We start from the raw sequence: 21072 nt of genomic DNA on the forward strand, positions 1-21072 counted from the left end.
GGGGGCTTGGGGGCGGGGATGGCCCACGCAGCTCGTCAGGCTTGATATCTGCGTGGGCCATCCCCGCCCCCAAGCCCGTTGGGGTCCATCTGGTTGCTTCGCCGCGGGCAACAAAGCTGCGAACCGAACGGCCTCAGCAGCGCCAGCATCAACGGGGCCGGCACCGCGTGGGGGCATCGAGACAGATGGCCGGCTCGCCTCCATCATGGCGCCCTGACGGTGACTCCCTGGCCCGTTGGGGCCGCGCCGCCGCGTGGTCCGAAGCCGCGTAGGTGGGCGTGGAGCGGAGGACGACCTCTCGGTGTCGTCGCCTCCCGCGGTTGCGTGGCTGGGGGCTGGGGTGGGGCTGACTTCGCTGGGACTCGGCTCGGCTTTGGCTTCGCTCGTTGGGTCAGGCTGACGTGCAAGCCAGGCATGTGGACAGCGCGAGCGGCCGCGACACCGAATGCGGGCCCAACTGCGTCTGGGTGAGTCGTGCATGGCTGAGCCGTGCCGGGCGAGCGGTGGGTGGCTGAGCCGTGCGGCCGGGCGGTGGGTGAGGGGTGGGTGGCTGAGCCGTGCCGGACGAGCGGTGCTTGGTCCAGTCGGGCCGGGCGAGCGGTGCTTAGCCGAGCCGTGCCGGGCGAGCGGTGCCTGGGTGATGCCGTGCTCGGGCGATGCCGTGCTTGGGCAGTTTCGCCTCGGCCGGCCCGCGCGGGCGGGGCTGGCCTACGCCGAACCCGGCCGCGCAAGCTGCGGACTACGAGCTGCGGCTGACCCGCATGCGACCAGGAAGCGCGCCTCGGCCGGGAGATGGTTGCGGCTCCTGGTCCGGTCCGAAGCCGGCGGGCGAGCAGAGAGCCGGACCACAACGGGCTTGGGGGCGGGGATGACCCACGCAGATATCAAGCGTGACGAGCTGCGTGGGTCATCCCCGCCCCCAAGCCCCTCAAGGGCAACCAAGCAAAGACAGCTAGGGCTGAGACTTGCTACGAGCCCGGATCCGAACCCCGAGAACGATCAGCACCAGCCCCGCCACAGCAACGATCGGCCCGACGATCGCCCAGATCGTCACGCCGCTCATCACGCTGCCGCCGAGCAGGTCGAGGCCCTGAGCCGTCCACAGCACGCCCAGCACGACCCCGAGCAGGCCCGCGGTCAGCCACGGCCAGCCCTTCATCGGCACGCCCTCACCAGCGGTCATGGACCTGGGGGCGGATCAGCTCGTCGTAGACCGACCGGACCACCTCGTGGGCCTCGTCGCCCAGCGGGGCCAGCTCGCCGGCCGCGGCGTTGGCCCTGGCCTGCTCCGCGTTGCGGGCGCCGGGGATGACCACGGTGACCGCGGGCTGGTCGATGATCCAGCGCAGGGCGAACTGGGCCATGGTCGCGCCGGTCGGTACGTGCGGCAGCAGCCGCTGGACGGCCTGCAGGCCGGTGCCGAAGTCGACGCCGGAGAAGGTCTCGCCGACGTCGAAGGCCTCACCGTGCCGGTTGTACGTGCGGTGGTCGTCCTCGCTGAACGTGGTGTGCTCGTCGTAGCGTCCGGACAGCAGGCCGCTGGCCAGGGGCACCCGGGCGATGATGCCGACGCCGGCTTCGGCGGCCGCGGGCAGCACCTGCTCCAGTGGCTTGAGGCGGAGCGCGTTCAGGATGATCTGGACGCTCGCGGTGCCGGGGCGGGCGATGGCCGCCAGCGCCTCGTCGACCTTCTCGACGCTGACGCCGTACGCTGCGATGCGCTTTTCCTGCACCAGGGTGTCCAGCGCGTCGTAGATCGCGTCGGTGGAGAACACCGGGGTCGGCGGGCAGTGCAGCTGCACCAGGTCGAGGGTGTCGACGCCCAGGTTGGTGCGGGACCGGTCGGTCCAGGCCCGGAAGTTGTCCAGGGTGTAGTTGGCCGGTTCCTGGGGCACCCGGCGGCCCATCTTGGTGGCCACGGTGAGCTGCGGCTTGTCCTTGATGAACTTGCCGATGACCTGCTCGCTGCGGCCGTCGCCGTAGACGTCGGCGGTGTCGATGAAGGTGACGCCGGCGTCGACCGCCGCGCCCAGGGTGGCGAGCGCGTCGTCCTCGCTCACGCTGCCCCAGTCGGCGCCGAGCTGCCAGGCGCCGAGTCCGATCACTCCGACGGTGCGCCCCATGCGGGCGAAGCTGCGATTTTCCACGCGGCCGAGCCTAGTCCGCCGATGGTACGCTGCAAACAAGACGTACGTACGGTTTGGAGGACGGCCATGTGGGACCCCGCCGTGTACCACCGCTTCGGCAACGAACGCTCGCGCCCGTTCCACGATCTTGTCGCCCGGATCGGTGCGCCGAGCCCGCGGGCCGTCACCGACCTCGGCTGCGGCCCGGGCGAGCTCACCGCCGGCCTCGCGCACCGCTGGCCGGGCGCCCGGATCACCGGCCTGGACTCCTCGCCCGAGATGATCGGCAAGGCGCGGGCCCTGAGCGCGCCGGTGGAGTTCGCCGTGGCCGACGTCGGCGACTGGCAGCCCGGCCCGGACACCGACGTGGTCGTCACCAACGCCGTCCTGCAATGGGTCCCCGGGCACCGGGAGCTGCTCGACCGGTGGATCCGCGCCCTGCCGTCCGGCGCCTGGTTCGCCATGCAGGTCCCCGGCAACTTCGACGCCCCCTCACACCGCGCCCTGCGTGCGCTGGCCCGCAGCGCCCCGTACGCGGACACCGTCGGCGACATCGTCCGGGAGGCGCCGGTGGACGACGCCGTCGGCTACGCCGCGTTGCTGACCGGTGCCGGGGCCGCCGTGGACGCCTGGGAGACCACCTACATCCACCTGCTGCCGGACACCGGGCCCGAGCACCCGGTGCTGCGCTGGATGGAGGGCACCGCGCTGCGGCCGGTGAGAGCCGCGCTGGACGATCCGGCGTGGCGCGAGTTCCGGGTCGCACTCGGTGCCACGCTGACGGCGGAATACCCTGCCCGCAACGGGTACGTGGCGTTCCCGTTCCGCCGGATCTTCGCGGTGGCGACCATCGCCTAGGGGGAGAAGTTGACCGACCTGACCGCCTTCATCGCCGGACTGCCCAAGGCCGAGCTGCACGTGCACCACGTCGGCTCGGCGTCGCCGCGGATCGTGGCCGAGCTGGCCGCGCGGCACGAGGGTGATACGCCGGTGCCGGCCGACCCGGCCGCGCTGGCCGACTACTTCGCGTTCCGCGACTTCGGCCACTTCATCGAGATCTACCTGAGCGTGGTCGACCTGATCCGCGACGACCAGGACGTCCGGACGCTGACCTACGAGGTGGCCCGCGAGCTCGCCCGCCAGCAGGTCCGCTACGCCGAGCTGACCGTGACGCCGTACTCGCACGTGCGGCGCGGTATCCCGGCGCCGGCGTTCTGCGCGGCCATCGAGGACGCCCGGGCCGGCGCCGCCGCCGACTTCGGGGTCGACCTGCGCTGGTGCTTCGACATCCCGGGGGAGGCCGGGCTGGCCGCCGCCGAGGAGACGCTGCGGATCGCGCTCGAGGAGCAGCCCGCCGGTCTGATCAGCTTCGGCCTCGGCGGTCCCGAGGTGGGCGTGCCACGGCCGCAGTTCAAGCCGTACTTCGACAAGGCCCGCGCGGCCGGGCTGCACAGCGTGCCGCACGCCGGCGAGACGACGGGTCCGGAGACCATCTGGGACGCGCTGCGCGACCTCGGCGCGGAGCGGATCGGGCACGGCATCGCCGCCGCCCGGGACCCGCAGCTGATGGCCTACCTGGCCGAGCACGGGATCCCGCTGGAGGTCTGCCCGACCTCCAACGTACGGACCCGGGCCGTGCCCACCATCGACGAGCACCCGCTGCCGGTGCTGGTCGCCGCCGGGGTGCCGGTCACGATCAACTCCGACGACCCGCCGATGTTCGGCACCACCCTGGAGGAGGAGTACGCGGTGGCCGCCCGGCTGCTAGGGCTCGACGCGGCCGGGGTGGCCGGTCTCGCCCGCGCAGCCGTGCACGCGTCGTTCCTGGCCCCGGCCGGTAAGTCAGCGCTGCTGGCCGAGATCGACGACTACGCCGCCGGTCAGAAGCCGGGGGAGCGGAAGCCCGCGTAGAGCGGCTCCTGCCACAGCGCCAGCACGGCGAGGATCCCCAGCACCAGGACCGTCACGATCCGGACGACCCGGCGCCGGTTGAACCGGCCCGGGTCCTCGTCCGGCTCCAGCTCCGGATCGGTGCGTACGTCGGTGTCCAGCATCGTCACTCCCATCGCCCGGATCTCAGCCGGGAACCGCCGTCCAACTCTGGTGCCGGGCCTGCTCCGGCTGTTGCAGGACGAGCAGCCGGGACGCGCCGAAACGCTGGCTGCCCACGCCGGCGACCAGGCCGCCGGCGGTGGTGCGCAGGCTGAAGCCGTAGTCCGTGGCGAACAGCGACCACCGGCCGCTGCCGGCCGAGGTGCAGTCGCCCTGCACGAGCGGCGCACCGGCGACCGGGTTGCCGTCCAGCGGGATCACGCACTTGCCGGTCGCCCGCGACTGCAGCGAGAAGGCGCCGGCCGCGGCCGGGACCAGTTTCCACTGCTGCTGCGAGTCGCCGTCCGGGCCGCCGAGCGCCACCGGGGTGCCGTTCGCCGTCCGCGCGGCGTACAGGTCGGCCGCCCCGCCGGTGAGCGAGTTGGTCAGGACGAACCACGTGTTCGCCGCGGGCCGGGCCGCGGGGGCCGACTGGGCGGTGCCCTTGGCCAGGTAGCCGTTCGTGCTGCGGATCGCGACCTGGTACTTGGCGTCCGGGCGCAGGCCGATCAGCTTGGCGCGGGTCGCCACCGTGGTGGCGATCTTCACCCCGTCGACCTCGACGTCGTAGCTGGCCTTGGGGCCGGCCGCGCTCCAGGTGAGCCGTACGGAGGTGCTGTGGGGCTCGCGCACCTCGAGAACCGCCTGCACGCCCGGAGCCGCTGCCGGGGTCGTGGGGACCGGCGGCGGGGCGGCCGTGGTCGGGTCGGCCGCGGGAGCGCCGGTCGTCGGAGCCGGGACGCCGGGCGCGGTCGCGCCGGGCTCGGCGCCGGGCGGCAGTGCGTCGCCGCCGCCGTCGGAGGCGTCACCGCCGGTGGCGGTCGGCTCCGGAGCCTCCGGCCCCTCGGGAGCCGCCGTGCTGGGGGTCGCCCGCGGGGTCGCGTCCGGCTCGGCCGGTACGGCGTTCGGCGCGTCCGGGACGTCGTCGCCGCCGTCGCTGCGCAGCAGGAACTCGCTCTGCGCCACGTTCCAGTTGTCCGCCAGGTAGCTCTTCGGCTTCGGGTTCGTGTTGAAGTAGTCGTCGTGGCCGCAGTCGAGGCGGTCCTCGTGCTTCTTCGGGCAGACCGCGCGCAGGGCCGTGTCGGAGCGGTCCTTGTTGCACATCAGGTCGTAGTCGTCGGTGCAGCTGCCGGCGCCGGTGGAGTTCGGCGAGTCCTGCAGCCGGGCGCCGAACATCTGGGTCACCTCGCGGGCCGCCACCACCGAGCTCCAGCAGCCCGCGTCGACCCGGCCGTACGACGGCCCGCCGTTGTTGCGGTTGCCCAGCCCCGGCCGCTTGTCGGCGACGAAGGTGCCGATGCCGCAGTACACGTTGGTGTCGGCGAAGATCAGGTATTTGCGGTCGGTGCGGTTGTAACCGAGCGTCTGCAGCGCGTCGATGTTGCCGGTGAACGACTCCAGCGCCGCCTCGGGCACCTGGACCTCGGCGACGTCGACCCGGCACTGCGGGGTGGTCACGAAGCGCACGTGCCGGGAGCCGCCGGTCTCGGCCGCGCTCGCGTCGAAGATCTGGTCGACGCCGGCCGACCAGGTGCGCATCGAGCCGAGGAAGTCGGCGTAGCGGCTCGGGGTGCCGAACTCGTGCAGGTAGAGCACCTGGACCCGCTTGCCGGTGCGTCCGTCGCCCTCGCAGGCCACGTCGTGCGTACCCATGACGAAGTCGGCCTCGCCGGGAGCCGCGTCCGGGATCAGCGCCGGGGCGCCGGGCGACAGCGAGGAGCCGCCCTGGTCGCGGACGATCTCGGCGTCCGGGGGCACGGATGCCGACTCGCGGGCCGGGTCGGCCGGCTCGGGCACCTTGGCCGTCACCGGGGCGACGTCGCGGGTGACCTTCAGGCCGGCCGGTGCCGGGTCGGGACCGTGGGTGCAGGTCTCCTCGTCGAGCTCGTACACGCCCGCGCAGAGCGAGTCCTTGTCACCCGGCTTGAGCCCGAAGTAGACCAGGCCGAGGCCGGGGTTGTCGGCCGGCCGGGCGGCGTAGGTGATCCGCTCGCCGTCCTGGCCCTCGCCGTCACCCGTCCAGCCGCCGCCGACCACGCTCGGTCCGACCACGCCGCCGATGCCGAGCATCGCGACGCCCAGCAGCACCGGCAGCAGCCGGTGCGGGCGGGGGGTGGCACGCCGGCGTCCCCGGTCGGCGGGCGCCCGCCGTCGCGAGGACGGCGCCTCCCCACGCGGCGCGGGACGTCGGTGGGTGGACAAACCATCTCCTCGTACTGCGGGGGCGCGGTGGGAGGGGGTTATGGGGTGACCACCTCCCACCGCGAGGTGGCCTGCCGGATCCGTGGTGTGGGGTTGTGCGTCGGGCTGCGGACCGGCCGGCCGGATGGGATCGGGGTAGAGCGTGCCAGGCGGGGACCGCCAGGGGAACGCCTTTAATACAGATCTAAGCAATCGTTGTACCGTCCGGGTTGTTTCGCGGTGCTCCGTGCGATCAGGCCGTGTTTCACGCGTCGTCCGTGCGTTGATGCGGCCACTTGCGCTTCTCCGGATCCCGTTCCCGGGCCAGCCGGCCGACCAGGCCGAAACGGTTCACCTGTTTCGGTGCGGCCTCGGCGTCGGCCAGCAGCATGACGACGCTGGCCCCGCCCATCGCGGCCCGGTCCAGGCTCACCGAGCCGCCGGTGGCCTGGGCCGCCCGCCGCGCGATGTCCAGGCCCAGGCCGGTCGAGCCCTGCTCGCTCTCCCCGCGGCGCAGGGCCTTCTCCGGGTCGTCGATGCCCGGCCCGGCGTCGTCGACCCGCAGCGCGACCCAGCCGTCGCGGCGGCTGATGCCCACCTCGAACGCGGTGCCCTGCGGGGTGTAACGGAAGACGTTGCCGAGCACGGCGTCCAGCGCGGCGGCCAGCTCCGCCCGGGCCACCGGCACCGGGATGCGCAGGTGCGCGCCGACCACCCGGTACTGGCGCTCCTGGTCGCCGGCCAGCGCGGACCAGAAGACCATCCGGTCGCGGACCACCTCGCTGGCGTCGCAGAGCCCCTCCTCGGGCGCCGCGACCTGGGCCGCGACGGCCTGCCGGGTGGTGTTGATCAGCTGGTCGACCTCGCCCTCGAGGGTCACGATGGCCTGCCGGATGCGCCGGATGCCGCGCCGGCGGTCGAGCTCGGCCGCGGAGAACTCACCGATGTGGGTGTCGTCGGGATCGAGCGCCTCGGCGTCCAGGCGCAGCACGGTCAGCGGGGTGCGCAGCCGGTGCGACAGGTCGGCGACCAGCTCCCGCTCGCTGGTGCGCGAGGTGACCAGGCGGTCGGCCATGCGATTGAACGCGTACCCGGCCTCGGCCAGCTCGCGGGGGCCGGAAGGCTGGATGCGCACGCCGAGGTCGCCGCCGCCGACGGCCATCGCCGCGTGCACCAGGTTGCGCACCGAGGCCACCGCGCCGCGGGCCAGCCGGTCGACCACGATCACCGAGCCCAGCACCAGGCCGAGCATGATGCCCAGCAGGATCCACCAGTCCCGGGCCGTGCCCGCGCCGAGCTCCTCGTCGCTGACGAAGGCCTCGACCACCGAGGTCTTGTCGCCGGAGCGGACCGGCTCGAGCCGGACCAGCCCGTCCTCGGCCTCGATGACCAGCGCCTCGGTGCCCTTGGCGGCGTCCAGGACGTCGTCGGCGCCGACCCGGGTGGTGCCCACGGTGTCCGGCGGGTGCACGACCAGGCCGCCGCCGGCGCTCTTGACCGCGGCGTCGACGTTCTTCTTGTTCGCTCCCGCGGCGATGGCCCCTGCGACCAGCGCACTGCGCTGCTCGGCCGTGGACATGGCCTGGTCACGGTGGTCCTCACGCAGCTCCCAGCCCAGCGGGACGAGGAACGCGAGGGCGGCGATTGCGGTGGTGGCGGCGCTGACGCAGGCCAGCCGCGCCCTCAGTCCGGCGCCACCAACCGGAATCCGACCCCCCGCACGGTGCGCAGGTAGCGAGGCTTCGCCGCGGATTCGCCCAGTTTCCGACGTAGCCAGTACAGATGCACGTCGATCGTCTGGTCCTCGCCGACTGACGGCTGTCGCCATACCTCCTCCAACAGCTCACGGCGCGACACGACCCGGCCCGGGCGGGCGGCCAGGTACGCCAGCAGGTCGAATTCCTTGCGGGTCAGCGCCAGTGGCTGGTCGGCCAGGCTGGCACTGCGTTCGCCGACGTCCACCCGCAGCTCGCCGACCTCGTGCACGGCGGGCTGGGCGGTCCGGCTGGCCCGGCCGACGCGGCGCAGCACCGTGGTGATCCGCGCGTCGAGGTGGGCACCGGTGAACGGCTTGACCATGTAGTCGTCGGCCCCGGCGCGCAGCAGCCGCACCACGGTCTGCTCGTCGTCGCGGGCGGTGGCGATGATGATCGGGACGTCGGTGATGCCGCGCAGCATGCGCAGCGCGTCCGAGCCGTCCAGGTCAGGCAGGCCCAGGTCGAGCACCACCAGGTCGGGGGTCTCGGCGGCCACCCGGCGCAGGGCGTCCAGGGCTGTGCCGACGGCGTGCACGGCGTGCCCCCGATCGGCCAGCGACCGGAGCATGGCGCCGCGCACGACGTGATCGTCCTCGACGAGCAACACCGTGGCCATGCAGAGAAGGTACTGCCCTTGGCAAGCCACGCCGAATCCGTCATTCAGAGGCAGCCATCGATCACCCACAGTCACCGGAAACCGGACGCTATAGGATGGCGCGTACCGATGACCTTCACACTCTTTCCCGACGCACGTCTTGCTCTCGCCGCCGACAGCCTGGCCGGTCTCTCGGTCGGCGACGCGCTCGGCGCCCAGTATTTCGTCCCCGGCCACCACGCCGCGGACCTCTCCCGGGGCCACCTGCCCACCCCGCCGTGGCCGTGGACCGACGACACCGAGGAAGCCTGCTGCCTGGTCGCCGCCCTGACCGCCAGTGACGAGCTCAGCCTCGACCGGGACCACTTCGCCGACCTGCTCGGCCGGCACTTCGACGCCTACCGCGGCTACGGGCCGGGGGCGGTGGTCATGCTCCGGCAGATCCGCGAGGGCACCCCGTGGCCGATCGCCGCCGCGGCCGCCTTCGACGGTCAGGGCTCCGCCGGCAACGGCGCCGCGATGCGGGCGGCCCCGATCGGCGCCTGGCACGCCGACTCGCTGGCTCATGCCGCGGCCCAGGGCGCCCGGGCGGCCGAGGTCACCCACGCCCATCCCGAGGGCATCGCCGGCGGGGTGGCGGTCACCGTCGCGGCCGCGATCGCGACGGCGGCCCGCCTCGACGGTCACCGGCCCGGGCCGGCGCAGTTCCTGGCGGCAGTCGCGGGCCGGGTCGCCCCCGGACACGTACGGGACGGCCTGGAACGGGCCCAGCGCCTCACCGACCCCGCGGAGGCCGCGTACGAGCTCGGCACCGGATCGAGGTCGACGGCGCCGGACTCGGTGCCGTTCGCCGTCTGGGTCGCCGCCCGGCACCTCGGCGACTATCCGGCCGCGATCACCACCTGCGTCACCGCGGGCGGCGACGTGGACACCACCGCCGCGATGGCCGGGGGCATCGTCGCCGCGTACACCGGGGCGGACGGGATTCCGGCGGCCTGGCTGGCGGCGCGCGAGGAGCTGCCCGACTGGGTGACCGCGTCGCGCGAAGCCTGACCGAAGCGACCTACTAGCATCGTGCTCGACCCCGTTTTGACGCAAAGGAGAACCACTGTGTCTGCACCCCGTACCCCCGCCGAGGGCCTGGTCGTCCCGGCCGGGACGACGGCGGCCGACGCGGTGGCCGCCGCCGGCCTGCCCGCCGCCGGTCCGAAGGCGATCGTGGTCGTGCGTGACCCGGCCGGGCGGCTGCGCGACCTGGACTGGGCCCCCGAGCTGGACACCGAGGTCACCCCGGTGCCGCTGGACTCGCCCGACGGGCTGAACGTGCTGCGCCACTCGGCTGCGCACGTGCTGGCCCAGGCCGTGCAGGACATCTTCCCGGAGGCGAAGCTCGGCATCGGCCCGCCGATCGAGAACGGCTTCTACTACGACTTCGACGTGGCCAAGCCGTTCGTGCCCGAGGACCTGGCCAAGCTCGAGAAGCGGATGCAGGAGATCGTCAAGGCCGGCCAGACCTTCCGGCGCCGCGAGTACGGCTCGCTCGACGAGGCCAAGGTGGAGCTGGCGAACGAGCCGTACAAGCTCGAGCTGGTCGACATCAAGGGTGACGTCGACGCCGACGAGGTCATGGAGGTCGGCGGCGGCGAGCTGACCCACTACGACAACATCGACAAGGACGGCAAGCGCGTCTGGGGCGACCTGTGCCGCGGCCCGCACCTGCCGACCACCCGGCTGATCGGCGCGTTCAAGCTGATGCGCAGCGCCGCCGCGTACTGGCGGGGCAGTGAGAAGAACCCGCAGCTGCAGCGGATCTACGGCACCGCGTGGCCGACCCGCGACGAGCTCAAGGCGTACCAGAAGCTGCTGGAGGAGGCCGCCCGGCGCGACCACCGCAAGCTCGGTGCCGACCTGGACCTGTTCTCGTTCCCCGAGGAGCTGGGCTCCGGCCTGCCGGTGTTCCACCCCAAGGGCGGCATCATCCGGCGCGAGATGGAGAACTACTCGCGGCGCAAGCACGAGGAGGCCGGCTACTCCTTCGTGAACACCCCGCACATCACCAAGGGGAACCTCTTCGAGACCTCCGGGCACCTCGACTGGTACGCCGACGGCATGTTCCCGCCCATGGAGATGGAGGGCGCGAACTACTACCTCAAGCCGATGAACTGCCCGTTCCACGACCTGATCTTCCGGTCCCGCGGCCGGTCCTACCGCGAGCTGCCGCTGCGCATGTTCGAGTTCGGCACCGTCTACCGGTACGAGAAGTCCGGCGTCCTGCACGGCCTCACCCGGGTCCGGGGCATGACCCAGGACGACGCGCACATCTTCTGCGCCCCGGAGCAGATGGAGGCCGAGCTCACCTCGCTGCTGACCTTCGTGCTCGACCTGCTCAAGGACTACGGCCTGGACGACTTCTACCTGGAGCTGTCGACCCGCAACCCGGAGAAGTCGGTCGGCACCGACGAGAACTGGGAACTGGCCACCGAGACCCTGCGCCGGGTCGCCGAGGAGTCGGGCCTGACCCTGGTGCCGGACCCGGGCGGCGCGGCGTTCTACGGCCCGAAGATCAGCGTGCAGGTCAAGGACGCGATCGGCCGCACCTGGCAGATGTCGACCATCCAGCTCGACTTCAACCTGCCGGAACGCTTCGAGCTGGAGTACTCGGCGGCCGACGGCACCCGCAAGCGGCCGATCATGATCCACCGAGCCCTGTTCGGCTCGGTCGAGCGGTTCTTCGGGGTGCTCACCGAGCACTACGCGGGCGCGTTCCCGGCCTGGCTGGCGCCGGTGCAGGTGGTCGGCATCCCGATCCGCGACGACCACGCCGACTACCTGGCCGAGTTCGTGGCGCGGCTCAAGGCCGAGGGCATCCGGGCCGAGGTCGACTTCTCCGACGACCGGATGCAGAAGAAGATCCGCACCGCCCAGCAGCAGAAGATCCCGTTCATGGCGATCGCCGGCGACGACGACGTGAACGGCGGCACCGTGTCGTTCCGCTACCGCGACGGCTCGCAGCGCAACGGGGTCGCGCTCGACGAGGCGGTCGCGCACGTCGTCGAGGTCGTGCGCAGCCGGGTCAACGCCGGGCCGTCCGCGGCCTGAGACCCCCGCGCCTCCTGGGTCCCGCGTCAGCTCAGCGGCGGGATCCAGGAGTCCGGGTCGGCGCAGTCACCGATGGTGAGCTCCCCGATCAGCGCGTCCAGCTCGCGCCGCGGGAAGAGTGACTCCACCGTGACGACGCAGTGGTCGGCTTCGACGATGAGCCGGCCGCGGGGCTCGTACCAGGCCGGCAGCTTGCCGACCTGGGTCCGGCCGGTCAGCGCCGCGCGCTTGCGCTCCCAGTTGGCGTCCCGGGCGGCGGTCAGCACGGCGACCTCGAGGCCGCCCGGCAGTCCGTTGTAGACGGCTGCGCCCGAGGGCGCGCGGGAGCCGGTGCTGAAACCGACCGCCGTCTGCCCCCGGTCGATCCGGTGGTCCGGCGACCGGAGGTAGGTCAGCTCCAGGCCCTTGGGCATCCGGACGCCGAGGCGCAGCGGCAGCCGCAGGTCGCGGGGTGAGCCGAGGGTCACCGCGGCGGCGAGCCGGAGCAGGTCGGTCCGGGTGATCTTGTCCTTGGTCCGGGCGGTGTCGGCGTAGACCACGATCCACGTGCCGGACGGGTCCCGCCGGCCCACTGCCGGGGTCTGCCACGGCTCGGTCTCCCCGGTGGTGTGCCCGGCGAAGGAGAAGGAGCTCAGGTAGCGGAAGTCGTCGATCTGCTCGGCCCCGCGGAACTGGCTCTCGTCCAGCGTGCCCGGCGAGAAGGCGGTCACCTCACCGCCGTACGTGCCGTCGGGGCTGCTGCCCAGCCCGAGGTTCTGCACGGTCAGGGTCTGCCGGTCGCCGTCGGTGACGCTGGCGGTGACCACGTAGCCGGAGGTCTGGTCCACGTTGAGGGTCACCTGCCAGGGACGGCGGCCGAGGGCGGCCGGCGCGGCACCTGGTGCGATCGGCTCGTCGCCGCCTGTGCGTAGGGCGACCACGGTCGTCACCGTCACGCCGGCCACCAGCACTGCCACGATCAGGCTCACCAGGACACCGCGACGGTGCCGGATATGCGTCCCACGCATGGTCGTCCACCTCACTCGATCGCCGACACTCTATGACGGATGTCGATGTCCGGCGCGCACCGGGCGGGCACCGGCCCGGCTGACTAGGGTGGGAGCGTGAGTGACGCAGGGGAGCGGGACGGTCTCGACCGGCTCTGGACGCCGCACCGGATGGCGTACATCTCGGGGGCGGACCGGCCCGAGGGCGGTTACGAGGCGCCGGCCGACTGCCCGTTCTGCGTGGCGCCCGGGCTGGACGAGGGGGACAGCCTCGTGGTGGCCCGCGGTGAGCAGGTCTTCGCGGTGCTCAACCTGTATCCGTACAACCCGGGTCACCTGCTGGTCTGCCCGTACCGGCACGTCGCCGACTACACCGAGTTGACCGACGCCGAGACCGTCGAGCTGGCCGGTTTCACCCAGCGGGCGATGCGGGTCATCCGCCGGGCCAGCAGCCCGCACGGCTTCAACCTGGGGATGAACCAGGGTGCCGTGGCCGGGGCCGGGATCGCGGCGCACCTGCACCAGCACGTGGTGCCGCGGTGGGGCGGCGACGGCAACTTCATGCCGGTGATCGGCCGGACCAAGGTGCTGCCGCAGCTGCTCGGCGACACCCGCGCGCTACTGGTGAAGGCCTGGGGCGAGGCTTAGGGCCCGGATCCCGGCGGCGATCTGCTCCGCGGACGGCGCGCGGGCCGGGTCGGTCAGCCACTGGGTCAGCACGCCGGACATCAGGGCCATCGCGACCGCGCCGGTCGTGCGTACCGTCTGCTCGTCGATCGTCTCCTCCTCCCGGCCGGTGAGGATCGCGGCCAGGCCGCGCCGCCCCTGTTCGATGCCTTCGGCGAGCTGGGCCTTGAGCTCGGGGGAGTGCTCGCTCTGCAGCATCGCCTCGATGCTGGCCAGCCACAGCTCCCGGTGGCTCAGGATGCTGCCGATGACCCGCTGCCAGTAACGCACCAGCGGGTCGGCCGACTCGTCGCCGCCGGCGGTGGCCAGCGCGATCCCGACCGCGTCGCCCCAGTCCTCGATCGCGCTGAGCATGGCCGCCTGCATCAGGGCCTGGGTGGAGCCGTAGTGGTAGCCGATCGAGCCGAGGTTGGTCCCCGACGCCGCGACGATGTCACGGGCGGTGGTCCGCGCGTAGCCCTTCTCGAAGAGGCAGCGCTTGGCGCCGGCCAGCAGATCCGCACGGTGTCCCATGGCCGCCATCCTAAGTTCTATACAAACGTGTAAGACGTTTGTATAGTAACGGCCATGACGCATCGCGACGTACTCATCTCCGGTGCCGGCCTCGCCGGTCCCGCCCTGGCCCACCAGCTGCACCGGTACGGCTTCCGTCCCACGGTCGTCGAGCGGGCCCCGGCCCTGCGCGACGGCGGCTACAAGGTCGACATCCGCGGCGCCGCGACCGACGTCCTCAAGCGCATGGGCCTCTACCAGGCGGCCCGGGCCGCCGACACCGGCATGCGCCACGTGACCTACGTCCGGCGCGACGGCCGGCAGATCGCCCGGCTCGACGCCGACCTGCTGATGGGCCGGCGCGACGACGACCTCGAGGTCATGCGCACCGACCTGACCCGGATCCTGTACGGCGCTACCGCCGCCGACGTGGAGTACGTCTTCGGCGACGCGATCGCCGCGATGACCGACGGCCCCGACGGCGTCGACGTCACCTTCACCAGCGGGGCCACCCGCCGGTTCGCCCTGGTCGTGGGCGCGGACGGGGTGCACTCGGCCACCCGGCGCCTGGCGATGGGCGAGGTGCCGCTGCGCTACCTGGGCGCGCACATCGCGATCTTCGACGTGCCGAACGAGCTGGGCCTGGACCGCGAGGAGATCTTCTACACCGAGCCGGGCCGGATGGTCTTCGCCTACAGCACCGGCGGCACCGCGCCGGCCAAGGTCGGCATGGTCTTCGGCGCGGACGAGCCGGTGCTGGGCCGGGAGGTGCTGGCGGACCGGATGGCCGGCCTGGGCTGGCAGGTGCCGCGCTTCCTCGACCTGCTGCGCACCGCCGGCGACGTCTACTTCGACGCGCTGAACCAGGTGGAGCTGCCGCGCTACTCCGCCGGCCGGGTCGTGCTGCTCGGCGACGCCGCGCACTGCCCGTCCCCGGCGGCGGGCCAGGGCACCAGCATGGCCCTGGTCGGGGCCTACCTGCTGGCCGGCGAGCTGGCTGCGGCGGCCGGCGACCACCGGGCCGCCTTCGACCGGTACGAGGCCAGGCTGCGCCCGTACGCGGAACGCAACCTGGCCTTCGGCGTCAAGATGGCCGGCGACATGGTCCCGGGTGGCCGCCTCTCGCTGGCGGTCCGCAACTACGGCATGCGCACGCTGAAGTACCACCCGCTCAAGCGGCAGATCATCGAACGCGTCACCCGGCCCCTGCACGACGCGGCCAACGCCATCGAGCTGCCGTCCTACCCGATGGCGCCGGTCGCGTGAGCGGGTCTACCTGCTCGCATGCTCCTTGCGGATGGCGTCGGCCAGGTGCGCGGGCATCGGCTCATGCCGGGCGTAGGTGCGGCTGAAGGTGCCCGCGCCCGAGGTGAGCGCCCGCAGCTCGACCGCGTAGCGGACCAGCTCGGTGGCCGGCACCTCGGCCCGGACCAGGCTGTGGTCGCCGTCCTCGGTCACCTCGGTGCCCAGCGGCCGGCCCCGGCGCCCGGACAGGTCACTCATCACCGCGCCGACATAGCTGTCCGGCACCCGCACCACGATCTCGTCGACCGGCTCGAGCAGTGTCACCTGACCCTGCTCGGCGGCGGTCCGCAGGGCCAGCGCCCCGGCCGTCTGGAACGCGGCGTCGGAGGAGTCGACGCTGTGCGCCTTGCCGTCCACCAGCGTCACCCGCAGGTCGACCACGGGGTAACCGGCGACGATGCCCCGTTCGAGCTGGGCCCGTACCCCTTTCTCCACCGACGGGATGTAGTTGTGCGGCACCGCGCCGCCCACGACCTTGTCCACGAACTCGAAACCGCTGCCGCGCGGCAGCGGTTCGATCTTGATCGAGCAGACGGCGTACTGGCCGTGCCCGCCGGACTGCTTGACGTGCCGGCCGTGTCCTTGTGCCGGGGCGCTGAAGGTCTCGCGCAGGGACACCTTCACCGGCTCGGTGTCCAGCTCCACGCCGCCGGCGCGCAGCCGTTCGAGGACCACGTCGGCGTGCGACTCGCCCATGCACCACAGCACCTGCTGGTGGGTGTCGGCGTTGCGTTCCAGCCGCAACGTGGGGTCACCGGCGACGAGCCGGGCCAGATTCTTGGCCAGCGCGTCCTCGTCGGAACGGGTCTTGGCCACCACTGCGATCGGCAGTAGCGGCTCCGGCATGCTCCATGGCTCCATGAGCAGCGGCTGGTCCTTGGCGGAGATGGTGTCACCGGTCTCGGCGCTGCCCGACTTGGTGATCGCGCAGATGTCCCCGGCGACGCAGGCGCTCACCTCCCGCAGCTGGGCGCCCAGCGGGGAGTAGACGTGCGCGATCCGTTCGTCGGCGTCGTGGTCGGGATGTCCCCGCTCGGTGAGGCCGTGCCCGGAGACGTGCACGGTCAGCTCGGGGCGCAGCGTGCCGGAGAAGACCCGGACCAGCGAGACCCGGCCGACGTGCCGGTCGATCGTGGTCTTGACCACCTCGGCCACCAGCGGGCCGTCCGGGTCGCAGGTCAGCGGCGGGCGGGGGCTGCCGTCCACCCCGGTGACCACGGGCAGGTCGTGCTCCAGGGGCGACGGCGCGGCGCTGACCAGGCCGTCGAGCAGCGCGTCCAGGCCGACCCCGGTCGCGGCACAGACCGGGATGACCGGGTGGAAGGTGCCCCGGGCCACCGCCTTCTCCAGGTCCGGGATCAGCGTGTCGGTGCTGATCAGCTCGCCGGCGACGTACCGGTCCATCAGGGTCTCGTCCTCGCTCTCGGCGATGATCCCCTCGATGAGCAGGTCACGGTCGTCCTTGATGGGCAGCAGGTGCTCGCGCTCGGCCTCGCCGGCCCGCGGCGGATAGCCGGCCGAGTAGTCCAGCACCTTCAGCGTGACCAGGCCCAGCAGGCCGGCGATGGAGGCACCGTCGTCGCCGAGCATGGGCTGGTAGATCGGCATGACGTTCTCGCCGAAGGCCTCCTGGCACTCCTGCAGGGTGCCCTCGTAGTCGGCGCGCGGATGATCGAGCCGGGTGATCGTCACGGCCCGGGGCATGCCGATCGCGGCGCACTCCTCCCACAGGGAGACGGTCGCCTCGTCCACGCCGTCGACCGCCGAGACCACGAAGACGGCGGCGTCCGCGGCCCGCAGACCGGCGCGCAGCTCACCCACGAAGTCGGCGTAGCCGGGGGTGTCGAGCAGGTTGATCTTCACTCCTTCGTGCACCAGCGGGGCGCACGAGAGGGAGACGGACCGCTGCTGGCGTACGGCCGCAGGGTCGTGGTCGGTCACCGTGGTGCCGTCCGCCACCGTGCCCGTACGCGAGATCGTGCCGGTCGCCGCGAGCAGCGCCTCGACCAGCGTCGTCTTGCCCGCGCCGGAGTGGCCCACCAGCACCACGTTGCGTACTCTGCCGGGCTCGGTCACCACCGGTGCGGTGAGCCCTTTCTCCTGGGTCTTCTGCGTCATGGTGACGCCCTCCTGTCGGCAGCCGCGGTCGGCGCCCATTCTCCCGACCCCGTCGGCTGCCGCGGGACCCGGGCGGGCATTCCTGGCTGTTACGCCCCCCGTCCTTGGATCTGACACCCAGCGCAGTCACCCTCGCAACCCTTTGTAGTCGGCAACCGGCCTTTATGACGATCCGGCGACGCGTGACGCACGCCGTACCGGGTTCTCCCCGGTCGCCGTTATGGTGGGACGGCCATGGCAAAGATCGTCAGCGTGCCCGCCCGCGCCCTCGTGTCGTACGTCCTCCATCCGACCGCCCGCCTCCTGCTGCGCCTCGGCGTCACCCCGAACGCGGTGACCGTCGCCGGCACCGTCGGCGTCCTGATCGGCGCCCTGGGCTTCGGCGCCCGCGGCGAGCTGTTCTGGGGCACCGTGATCGTCACGGCCAGCGCCCTCACCGACGCTCTCGACGGCACGATGGCCCGCCTGCGGGGACCGTCGGGCAAGTTCGGCGCCCTGCTGGACTCGTCGATGGACCGCATCGCCGACGCCGCGGTCTTCGGCGCCGTCGCCTACTACCTGGCCGGCGAGGGCAACCCGTACGGCGGCATGGTCGCCGCGCTGATCTCGCTCGCCTTCGGCCAGGTCGTCTCCTACGTCAAGGCCCGCGCGCAGAGCCTCGGCCTGGACGCCGACGTCGGCATCGCCGAGCGCCTCGAACGCCTGCTCATCGTCGGTGTAGGCGGTCTGCTGGGCGCCGCCGGCCTGGAGTGGGGCCTGCCGGCCGCGCTGTGGGTGCTGTCGGTGCTGTCGATCATCACGGTCTTCCAGCGGCTGATCCACGCGGCCAAGTCCGACGTCGTCCCGGCCGGGCCCGCGCCCGCCGGTCCGGTCGAGCCGGGCGGGCCGGCGTGAGTTCGCGGCGGGACCAGCTCACCGAGCTGGGGTACGCCGCCGGCTGGCGGGTGACGCGGATGCTGCCGCTGCGCGCCGCCCGCGCCGTCTTCGACCGCGGCGCCGACCGGGCCGCCAGGGCCAACGGCCCGGGCACCCAGCGGCTGCGCCGCAACCTGCGCATGGTCGTCGGCCCGGACATGCCCGAGGCCGAGCTCGACGAGCTGGTCCGGGCCGGGCTGCGCTCGTACGCCCGGTACTGGATGGAGGCCTTCCGGCTGCCGTCACAGAGCCGGGCGGACTTCCTGCGCGACTTCGACCTGGTCAACGCCGACGAGTTCCACCGGGTCCTGGGCGAGGGCAAGGGCGCGATCCTGGCGCTGCCGCATATGGCCAACTGGGACGCGGCCGCCGCCTGGGTCGTCTCGCACGACTACCGGATGGTCACGGTCATGGAGCGGCTCAAGCCCGAGGGGCTCTTCAGACGCTTCATCGCCTACCGCGAGAAGCTCGGCATGGAGGTGCTCCCGCTCACCGGCGGCCAGCGGCCACCGCTGGACGTGCTCGCCGAAAAAGCCACCCAGGGGTACGCGGTACCGCTGCTCGCCGACCGTGACCTGTCCGCCCGCGGCATCGAGGTGCGGTTCTTCGGCGGCCGCACCCGGATGCCGGCCGGCCCGGCGATCCTGGCCCTGCGCACCGGCGCCCCGCTGTACGCGGCCGACCTGTGGTTCACCCCGACCGGCTCGCTCGGCCGGATCCGCCGCATCGAGCTGCCCGACCCCTCCGAGGGCGCCCTCGACGTCCGTGTCAAGATCACCACTCAGCGGCTGGCCGACGCGTTCGCGCTGGGCATCGCCGAGCACCCGCAGGACTGGCACATGCTGCAGAAACTGTGGCTCGACCAGAGCGCCCGGGTCTGAGGGCGGGGCAGCGTGCGGATCGGGATCGTCTCGCCGTACTCGTTCGACGTGCCGGGCGGCGTACAGAACCACATCGTCGACCTCGCCGAGGCGCTGATCACGCTCGGGCACGAGGTCAGCGTGCTGGCGCCGGCGGACGAGGACGCGGAGCTGCCGCCGTACGTGGTGGCGGCGGGGCGGGCGATGCCGCTGCCGTACAACGGCTCGGTGGCCCGGATCGCCTTCGGCCCGGTCTCGACCGCGCGGGTCCGCCGCTGGCTGGCCCGCGGCCAGTTCGACGTGCTGCACGTGCACGAGCCGCTCACCCTGAGCCTGTCGCTGCTGGCGGTGCTGTCCGCGCGCGGCCCGGTCGTGGCCACCTTCCACACCGCGATGGTCCGTTCCCGCGCGCTGGCCGCGGCCCAGGGCTTCCTCCAGCCGGTGGTCGAGAAGATCACCGCCCGCATCGCGGTCAGCGAGCTGGCCCGCAAGGTGCAGGTCGAGCACATCGGCGGCGGCGCGGTGGAGATCCCGAACGGGGTGGCGGTGGCCAAGTTCGCCACCGCGCAGCCCCTGCCGGGCTGGCCGGGCGAGGGCGGCACGCTGGGCTTCCTGGGCCGCTTCACCGAGTCCCGCAAGGGCTTCGAGCTGCTGCGTACGGCGTACGTCACGCTCGCCCGGCAACGGCCCGGTCTGCGCCTGCTCGTGGCCGGCCCCGGCGACCGCGGCGACCTGTATGACGACATCCCGCCCGACCTGCACCCCCGGGTCGAGTTCCTGGGCCTGGTCAGCGAGGCCGACAAGGCCCGGATGCTGCGCAGCGTGGACATCTACGTGGCCCCGAACACCGGCGGCGAGTCCTTCGGCATGATCCTCACCGAGGCGATGGCGGCCGGCGCGACGATCGCAGCCAGTGACCTCGACGCGTTCCGCCGGGTCCTCGACGGCGGCCGGGCCGGGGCGCTCTTCCCGACCGGCGACACCGAGGCATTGACCACGGTGCTGGCCGAGCTGCTGGACGCCCCGCAACGCCGGGCCGCGCTGGCCGAGTGCGCCCGCGAAGTGGTGAAGACCTTCGACTGGCCCAGCGTAGCCAACCGTGTACTGGAGGTATACGCGACGGCGATCGAGGCTACGGACGGTCGCGTATTTGACGAAGAGTGGGCCGAACCACGGTCCGGGACGTAACTCTCCGACACAAAACGGCACTACGATGCCCCGCATGTGGTGGGTCATGGGTGCGCTCGCGGTGGCGGCTGTGCTGTCGGCGTACCTGGCCTGGACCGCCCACCGCGTCGAACGGGTCCACGTCCGCGCCGCCTCAGCCACCCGGGCCCTGGACGCCCACCTGCTCCGCCGCGCGGCCGCCGCAGCGGTGGTGGCGGAGGACACCGACTTCGTCGAGCTGTACGCGGCCGCCCGCCTGGCCCTCGACGCGGAGCCCGACGAACGCGAGGCGGCGGAGAACGACCTGACCCGCCAGCTCCAGGGCGTCCGGCTGACCGGCAACGACCCGGCGACCCGCACCCTGGTGGCCACCAGCCGCCGGGTGGTGCTGGCCCGGCAGGTGCACACCGACCTGGTCCGCGACGCGCTGACCGCCCGCAGAAGGCCACTGGTCCGCCTGCTCCGGATGGCCCGGAGTTACGAACGCCCCCGCTACTTCGACATCGTCGAGCCGCACCTCCCGGAGCCCCTGACGGTGACGCAGCGCCCGGCCCCGGAGCCGCCGGTCCCGGTCTCGACTTGAGCATTCCGAAGCCCTGAACCGAACGGCAACCGTGGCGCCCCCGTTCTGCGCTCCCCGGCTTCTGGGGGAGCCCGAAGGGGATGGCATGACGGACACGCAGATCGTTGAGC

19 protein-coding genes are annotated in these 21072 nt (G+C 72.7%); 10 read left to right on the plus strand and 9 right to left on the minus strand.

The window, feature by feature from the left end:
- Nucleotides 1–952 precede the first annotated feature (952 nt).
- Together ACWEOZ_RS42665 and ACWEOZ_RS42670 are read right to left on the minus strand one after the other, a co-directional pair.
- Nucleotides 953–1183: a hypothetical protein gene (locus ACWEOZ_RS42665; RefSeq protein ID WP_451916380.1), complete on the minus strand. Its 231-nt coding sequence runs from the start codon at nt 1181–1183 to the stop codon at nt 953–955.
- Nucleotides 1170–2147, minus strand: coding sequence for an aldo/keto reductase (locus ACWEOZ_RS42670; RefSeq protein WP_451916381.1), 978 nt, complete (start codon nt 2145–2147; stop codon nt 1170–1172). Before ACWEOZ_RS42670 ends, ACWEOZ_RS42665 begins: the two co-directional genes overlap by 14 nt.
- Before the next feature lie 66 nt (nt 2148–2213).
- Between ACWEOZ_RS42670 and ACWEOZ_RS42675 the strand changes: the two genes are divergently transcribed.
- Nucleotides 2214–2984, plus strand: a complete 771-nt coding sequence (locus ACWEOZ_RS42675; protein ID WP_451916382.1) for a trans-aconitate 2-methyltransferase — start codon at nt 2214–2216, stop codon at nt 2982–2984.
- Nucleotides 2985–2993: 9 nt separating this feature from the next.
- Entirely contained in the window at nt 2994–4037 is a 1044-nt protein-coding gene (locus ACWEOZ_RS42680) for an adenosine deaminase (protein WP_451916383.1), read from the plus strand.
- Here ACWEOZ_RS42680 and ACWEOZ_RS42685 read toward each other — a convergent pair.
- The 4 genes from ACWEOZ_RS42685 to ACWEOZ_RS42700 form a co-directional block, all read right to left on the minus strand.
- Nucleotides 4007–4192: a hypothetical protein gene (locus ACWEOZ_RS42685; RefSeq protein WP_451916384.1), complete on the minus strand. Its 186-nt coding sequence runs from the start codon at nt 4190–4192 to the stop codon at nt 4007–4009. The two genes, ACWEOZ_RS42680 and ACWEOZ_RS42685, sit on opposite strands and share 31 nt — an antisense overlap.
- Nucleotides 4193–4202: 10 nt before the next feature.
- Nucleotides 4203–6419 (minus strand): RICIN domain-containing protein, encoded by a 2217-nt coding sequence (locus tag ACWEOZ_RS42690; RefSeq protein WP_451916385.1) that lies wholly within the window; start codon nt 6417–6419, stop codon nt 4203–4205.
- Between the two features lie 244 nt (nt 6420–6663).
- Nucleotides 6664–7977, minus strand: coding sequence for a HAMP domain-containing sensor histidine kinase (locus tag ACWEOZ_RS42695; RefSeq protein ID WP_451916386.1), 1314 nt, complete (start codon nt 7975–7977; stop codon nt 6664–6666).
- A 104-nt stretch (nt 7978–8081) separates the two neighbouring features.
- Nucleotides 8082–8771 (minus strand): response regulator transcription factor, encoded by a 690-nt coding sequence (locus tag ACWEOZ_RS42700; protein WP_203766725.1) that lies wholly within the window; start codon nt 8769–8771, stop codon nt 8082–8084.
- A 108-nt stretch (nt 8772–8879) separates the two neighbouring features.
- Here ACWEOZ_RS42700 and ACWEOZ_RS42705 point away from each other — a divergent pair, with 108 nt between their 5' ends.
- Complete coding sequence (locus ACWEOZ_RS42705) at nt 8880–9803, plus strand: ADP-ribosylglycohydrolase family protein (RefSeq protein ID WP_451916387.1); 924 nt, start codon at nt 8880–8882, stop codon at nt 9801–9803.
- 57 nt (nt 9804–9860) lie between these two features.
- A complete protein-coding gene (gene thrS, locus ACWEOZ_RS42710) occupies nt 9861–11849 on the plus strand; it encodes a threonine--tRNA ligase (RefSeq protein WP_451916388.1) in 1989 nt (662 codons plus the stop codon).
- A 26-nt stretch (nt 11850–11875) separates the two neighbouring features.
- Here thrS and ACWEOZ_RS42715 read toward each other — a convergent pair whose 3' ends face one another.
- Nucleotides 11876–12856, minus strand: coding sequence for a hypothetical protein (locus ACWEOZ_RS42715; RefSeq protein WP_451916389.1), 981 nt, complete (start codon nt 12854–12856; stop codon nt 11876–11878).
- 150 nt (nt 12857–13006) lie between these two features.
- Between ACWEOZ_RS42715 and ACWEOZ_RS42720 the strand changes: the two genes are divergently transcribed.
- Complete coding sequence (locus ACWEOZ_RS42720) at nt 13007–13483, plus strand: HIT family protein (protein ID WP_451916397.1); 477 nt, start codon at nt 13007–13009, stop codon at nt 13481–13483.
- Here ACWEOZ_RS42720 and ACWEOZ_RS42725 read toward each other — a convergent pair.
- Nucleotides 13454–14035 carry a TetR/AcrR family transcriptional regulator gene (locus tag ACWEOZ_RS42725; protein ID WP_451916390.1) on the minus strand — a complete coding sequence of 194 codons (582 nt, stop codon included), beginning with the start codon at nt 14033–14035 and terminating at the stop codon, nt 13454–13456. The genes ACWEOZ_RS42720 and ACWEOZ_RS42725 overlap by 30 nt on opposite strands.
- Before the next feature lie 54 nt (nt 14036–14089).
- Between ACWEOZ_RS42725 and ACWEOZ_RS42730 the strand changes: the two genes are divergently transcribed.
- Nucleotides 14090–15280 carry an FAD-dependent monooxygenase gene (locus tag ACWEOZ_RS42730; protein ID WP_451916391.1) on the plus strand — a complete coding sequence of 397 codons (1191 nt, stop codon included), beginning with the start codon at nt 14090–14092 and terminating at the stop codon, nt 15278–15280.
- Nucleotides 15281–15286: 6 nt separating this feature from the next.
- Here ACWEOZ_RS42730 and ACWEOZ_RS42735 read toward each other — a convergent pair whose 3' ends face one another.
- Nucleotides 15287–17437: an elongation factor G-like protein EF-G2 gene (locus tag ACWEOZ_RS42735; protein WP_451916392.1), complete on the minus strand. Its 2151-nt coding sequence runs from the start codon at nt 17435–17437 to the stop codon at nt 15287–15289.
- Nucleotides 17438–17671: 234 nt separating this feature from the next.
- On the opposite strand from ACWEOZ_RS42735, the gene pgsA reads away from it, so the two are divergent.
- Genes pgsA through ACWEOZ_RS42755 form a run of 4 tightly spaced genes read left to right on the plus strand, consistent with a single transcriptional unit; the run spans nt 17672 to nt 20962 of the window.
- Complete coding sequence (gene pgsA, locus ACWEOZ_RS42740; protein ID WP_451916393.1) at nt 17672–18331, plus strand: phosphatidylinositol phosphate synthase; 660 nt, start codon at nt 17672–17674, stop codon at nt 18329–18331.
- Complete coding sequence (locus ACWEOZ_RS42745; RefSeq protein ID WP_451916394.1) at nt 18328–19233, plus strand: phosphatidylinositol mannoside acyltransferase; 906 nt, start codon at nt 18328–18330, stop codon at nt 19231–19233. The genes pgsA and ACWEOZ_RS42745 overlap by 4 nt, the downstream gene beginning before the upstream one ends.
- A 12-nt stretch (nt 19234–19245) precedes the next feature.
- Nucleotides 19246–20400 carry a glycosyltransferase family 4 protein gene (locus ACWEOZ_RS42750; RefSeq protein ID WP_451916395.1) on the plus strand — a complete coding sequence of 385 codons (1155 nt, stop codon included), beginning with the start codon at nt 19246–19248 and terminating at the stop codon, nt 20398–20400.
- A gap of 25 nt (nt 20401–20425) precedes the next feature.
- Nucleotides 20426–20962 carry a hypothetical protein gene (locus ACWEOZ_RS42755; protein ID WP_451916396.1) on the plus strand — a complete coding sequence of 179 codons (537 nt, stop codon included), beginning with the start codon at nt 20426–20428 and terminating at the stop codon, nt 20960–20962.
- Nucleotides 20963–21072: the final 110 nt, after the last annotated feature.

This window comes from Actinoplanes sp. NPDC004185 (assembly GCF_053603475.1).

Coding starts and splice junctions, on each gene's coding strand:
- ACWEOZ_RS42665 (WP_451916380.1), bottom strand. CDS start 1,183: ATGACCGCTGGTGAGGGCGTGCCGATGAAGGGCTGGCCGTGGCTGACC.
- ACWEOZ_RS42675 (WP_451916382.1), top strand. CDS start 2,214: ATGTGGGACCCCGCCGTGTACCACCGCTTCGGCAACGAACGCTCGCGC.
- ACWEOZ_RS42685 (WP_451916384.1), bottom strand. CDS start 4,192: ATGGGAGTGACGATGCTGGACACCGACGTACGCACCGATCCGGAGCTG.
- ACWEOZ_RS42695 (WP_451916386.1), bottom strand. CDS start 7,977: ATGTCCACGGCCGAGCAGCGCAGTGCGCTGGTCGCAGGGGCCATCGCC.
- ACWEOZ_RS42700 (WP_203766725.1), bottom strand. CDS start 8,771: ATGGCCACGGTGTTGCTCGTCGAGGACGATCACGTCGTGCGCGGCGCC.
- ACWEOZ_RS42705 (WP_451916387.1), top strand. CDS start 8,880: ATGACCTTCACACTCTTTCCCGACGCACGTCTTGCTCTCGCCGCCGAC.
- ACWEOZ_RS42715 (WP_451916389.1), bottom strand. CDS start 12,856: ATGCGTGGGACGCATATCCGGCACCGTCGCGGTGTCCTGGTGAGCCTG.
- ACWEOZ_RS42720 (WP_451916397.1), top strand. CDS start 13,007: ATGGCGTACATCTCGGGGGCGGACCGGCCCGAGGGCGGTTACGAGGCG.
- ACWEOZ_RS42725 (WP_451916390.1), bottom strand. CDS start 14,035: ATGGGACACCGTGCGGATCTGCTGGCCGGCGCCAAGCGCTGCCTCTTC.
- ACWEOZ_RS42730 (WP_451916391.1), top strand. CDS start 14,090: ATGACGCATCGCGACGTACTCATCTCCGGTGCCGGCCTCGCCGGTCCC.
- ACWEOZ_RS42735 (WP_451916392.1), bottom strand. CDS start 17,437: ATGACGCAGAAGACCCAGGAGAAAGGGCTCACCGCACCGGTGGTGACC.
- pgsA (WP_451916393.1), top strand. CDS start 17,672: ATGGCAAAGATCGTCAGCGTGCCCGCCCGCGCCCTCGTGTCGTACGTC.
- ACWEOZ_RS42755 (WP_451916396.1), top strand. CDS start 20,426: ATGCCCCGCATGTGGTGGGTCATGGGTGCGCTCGCGGTGGCGGCTGTG.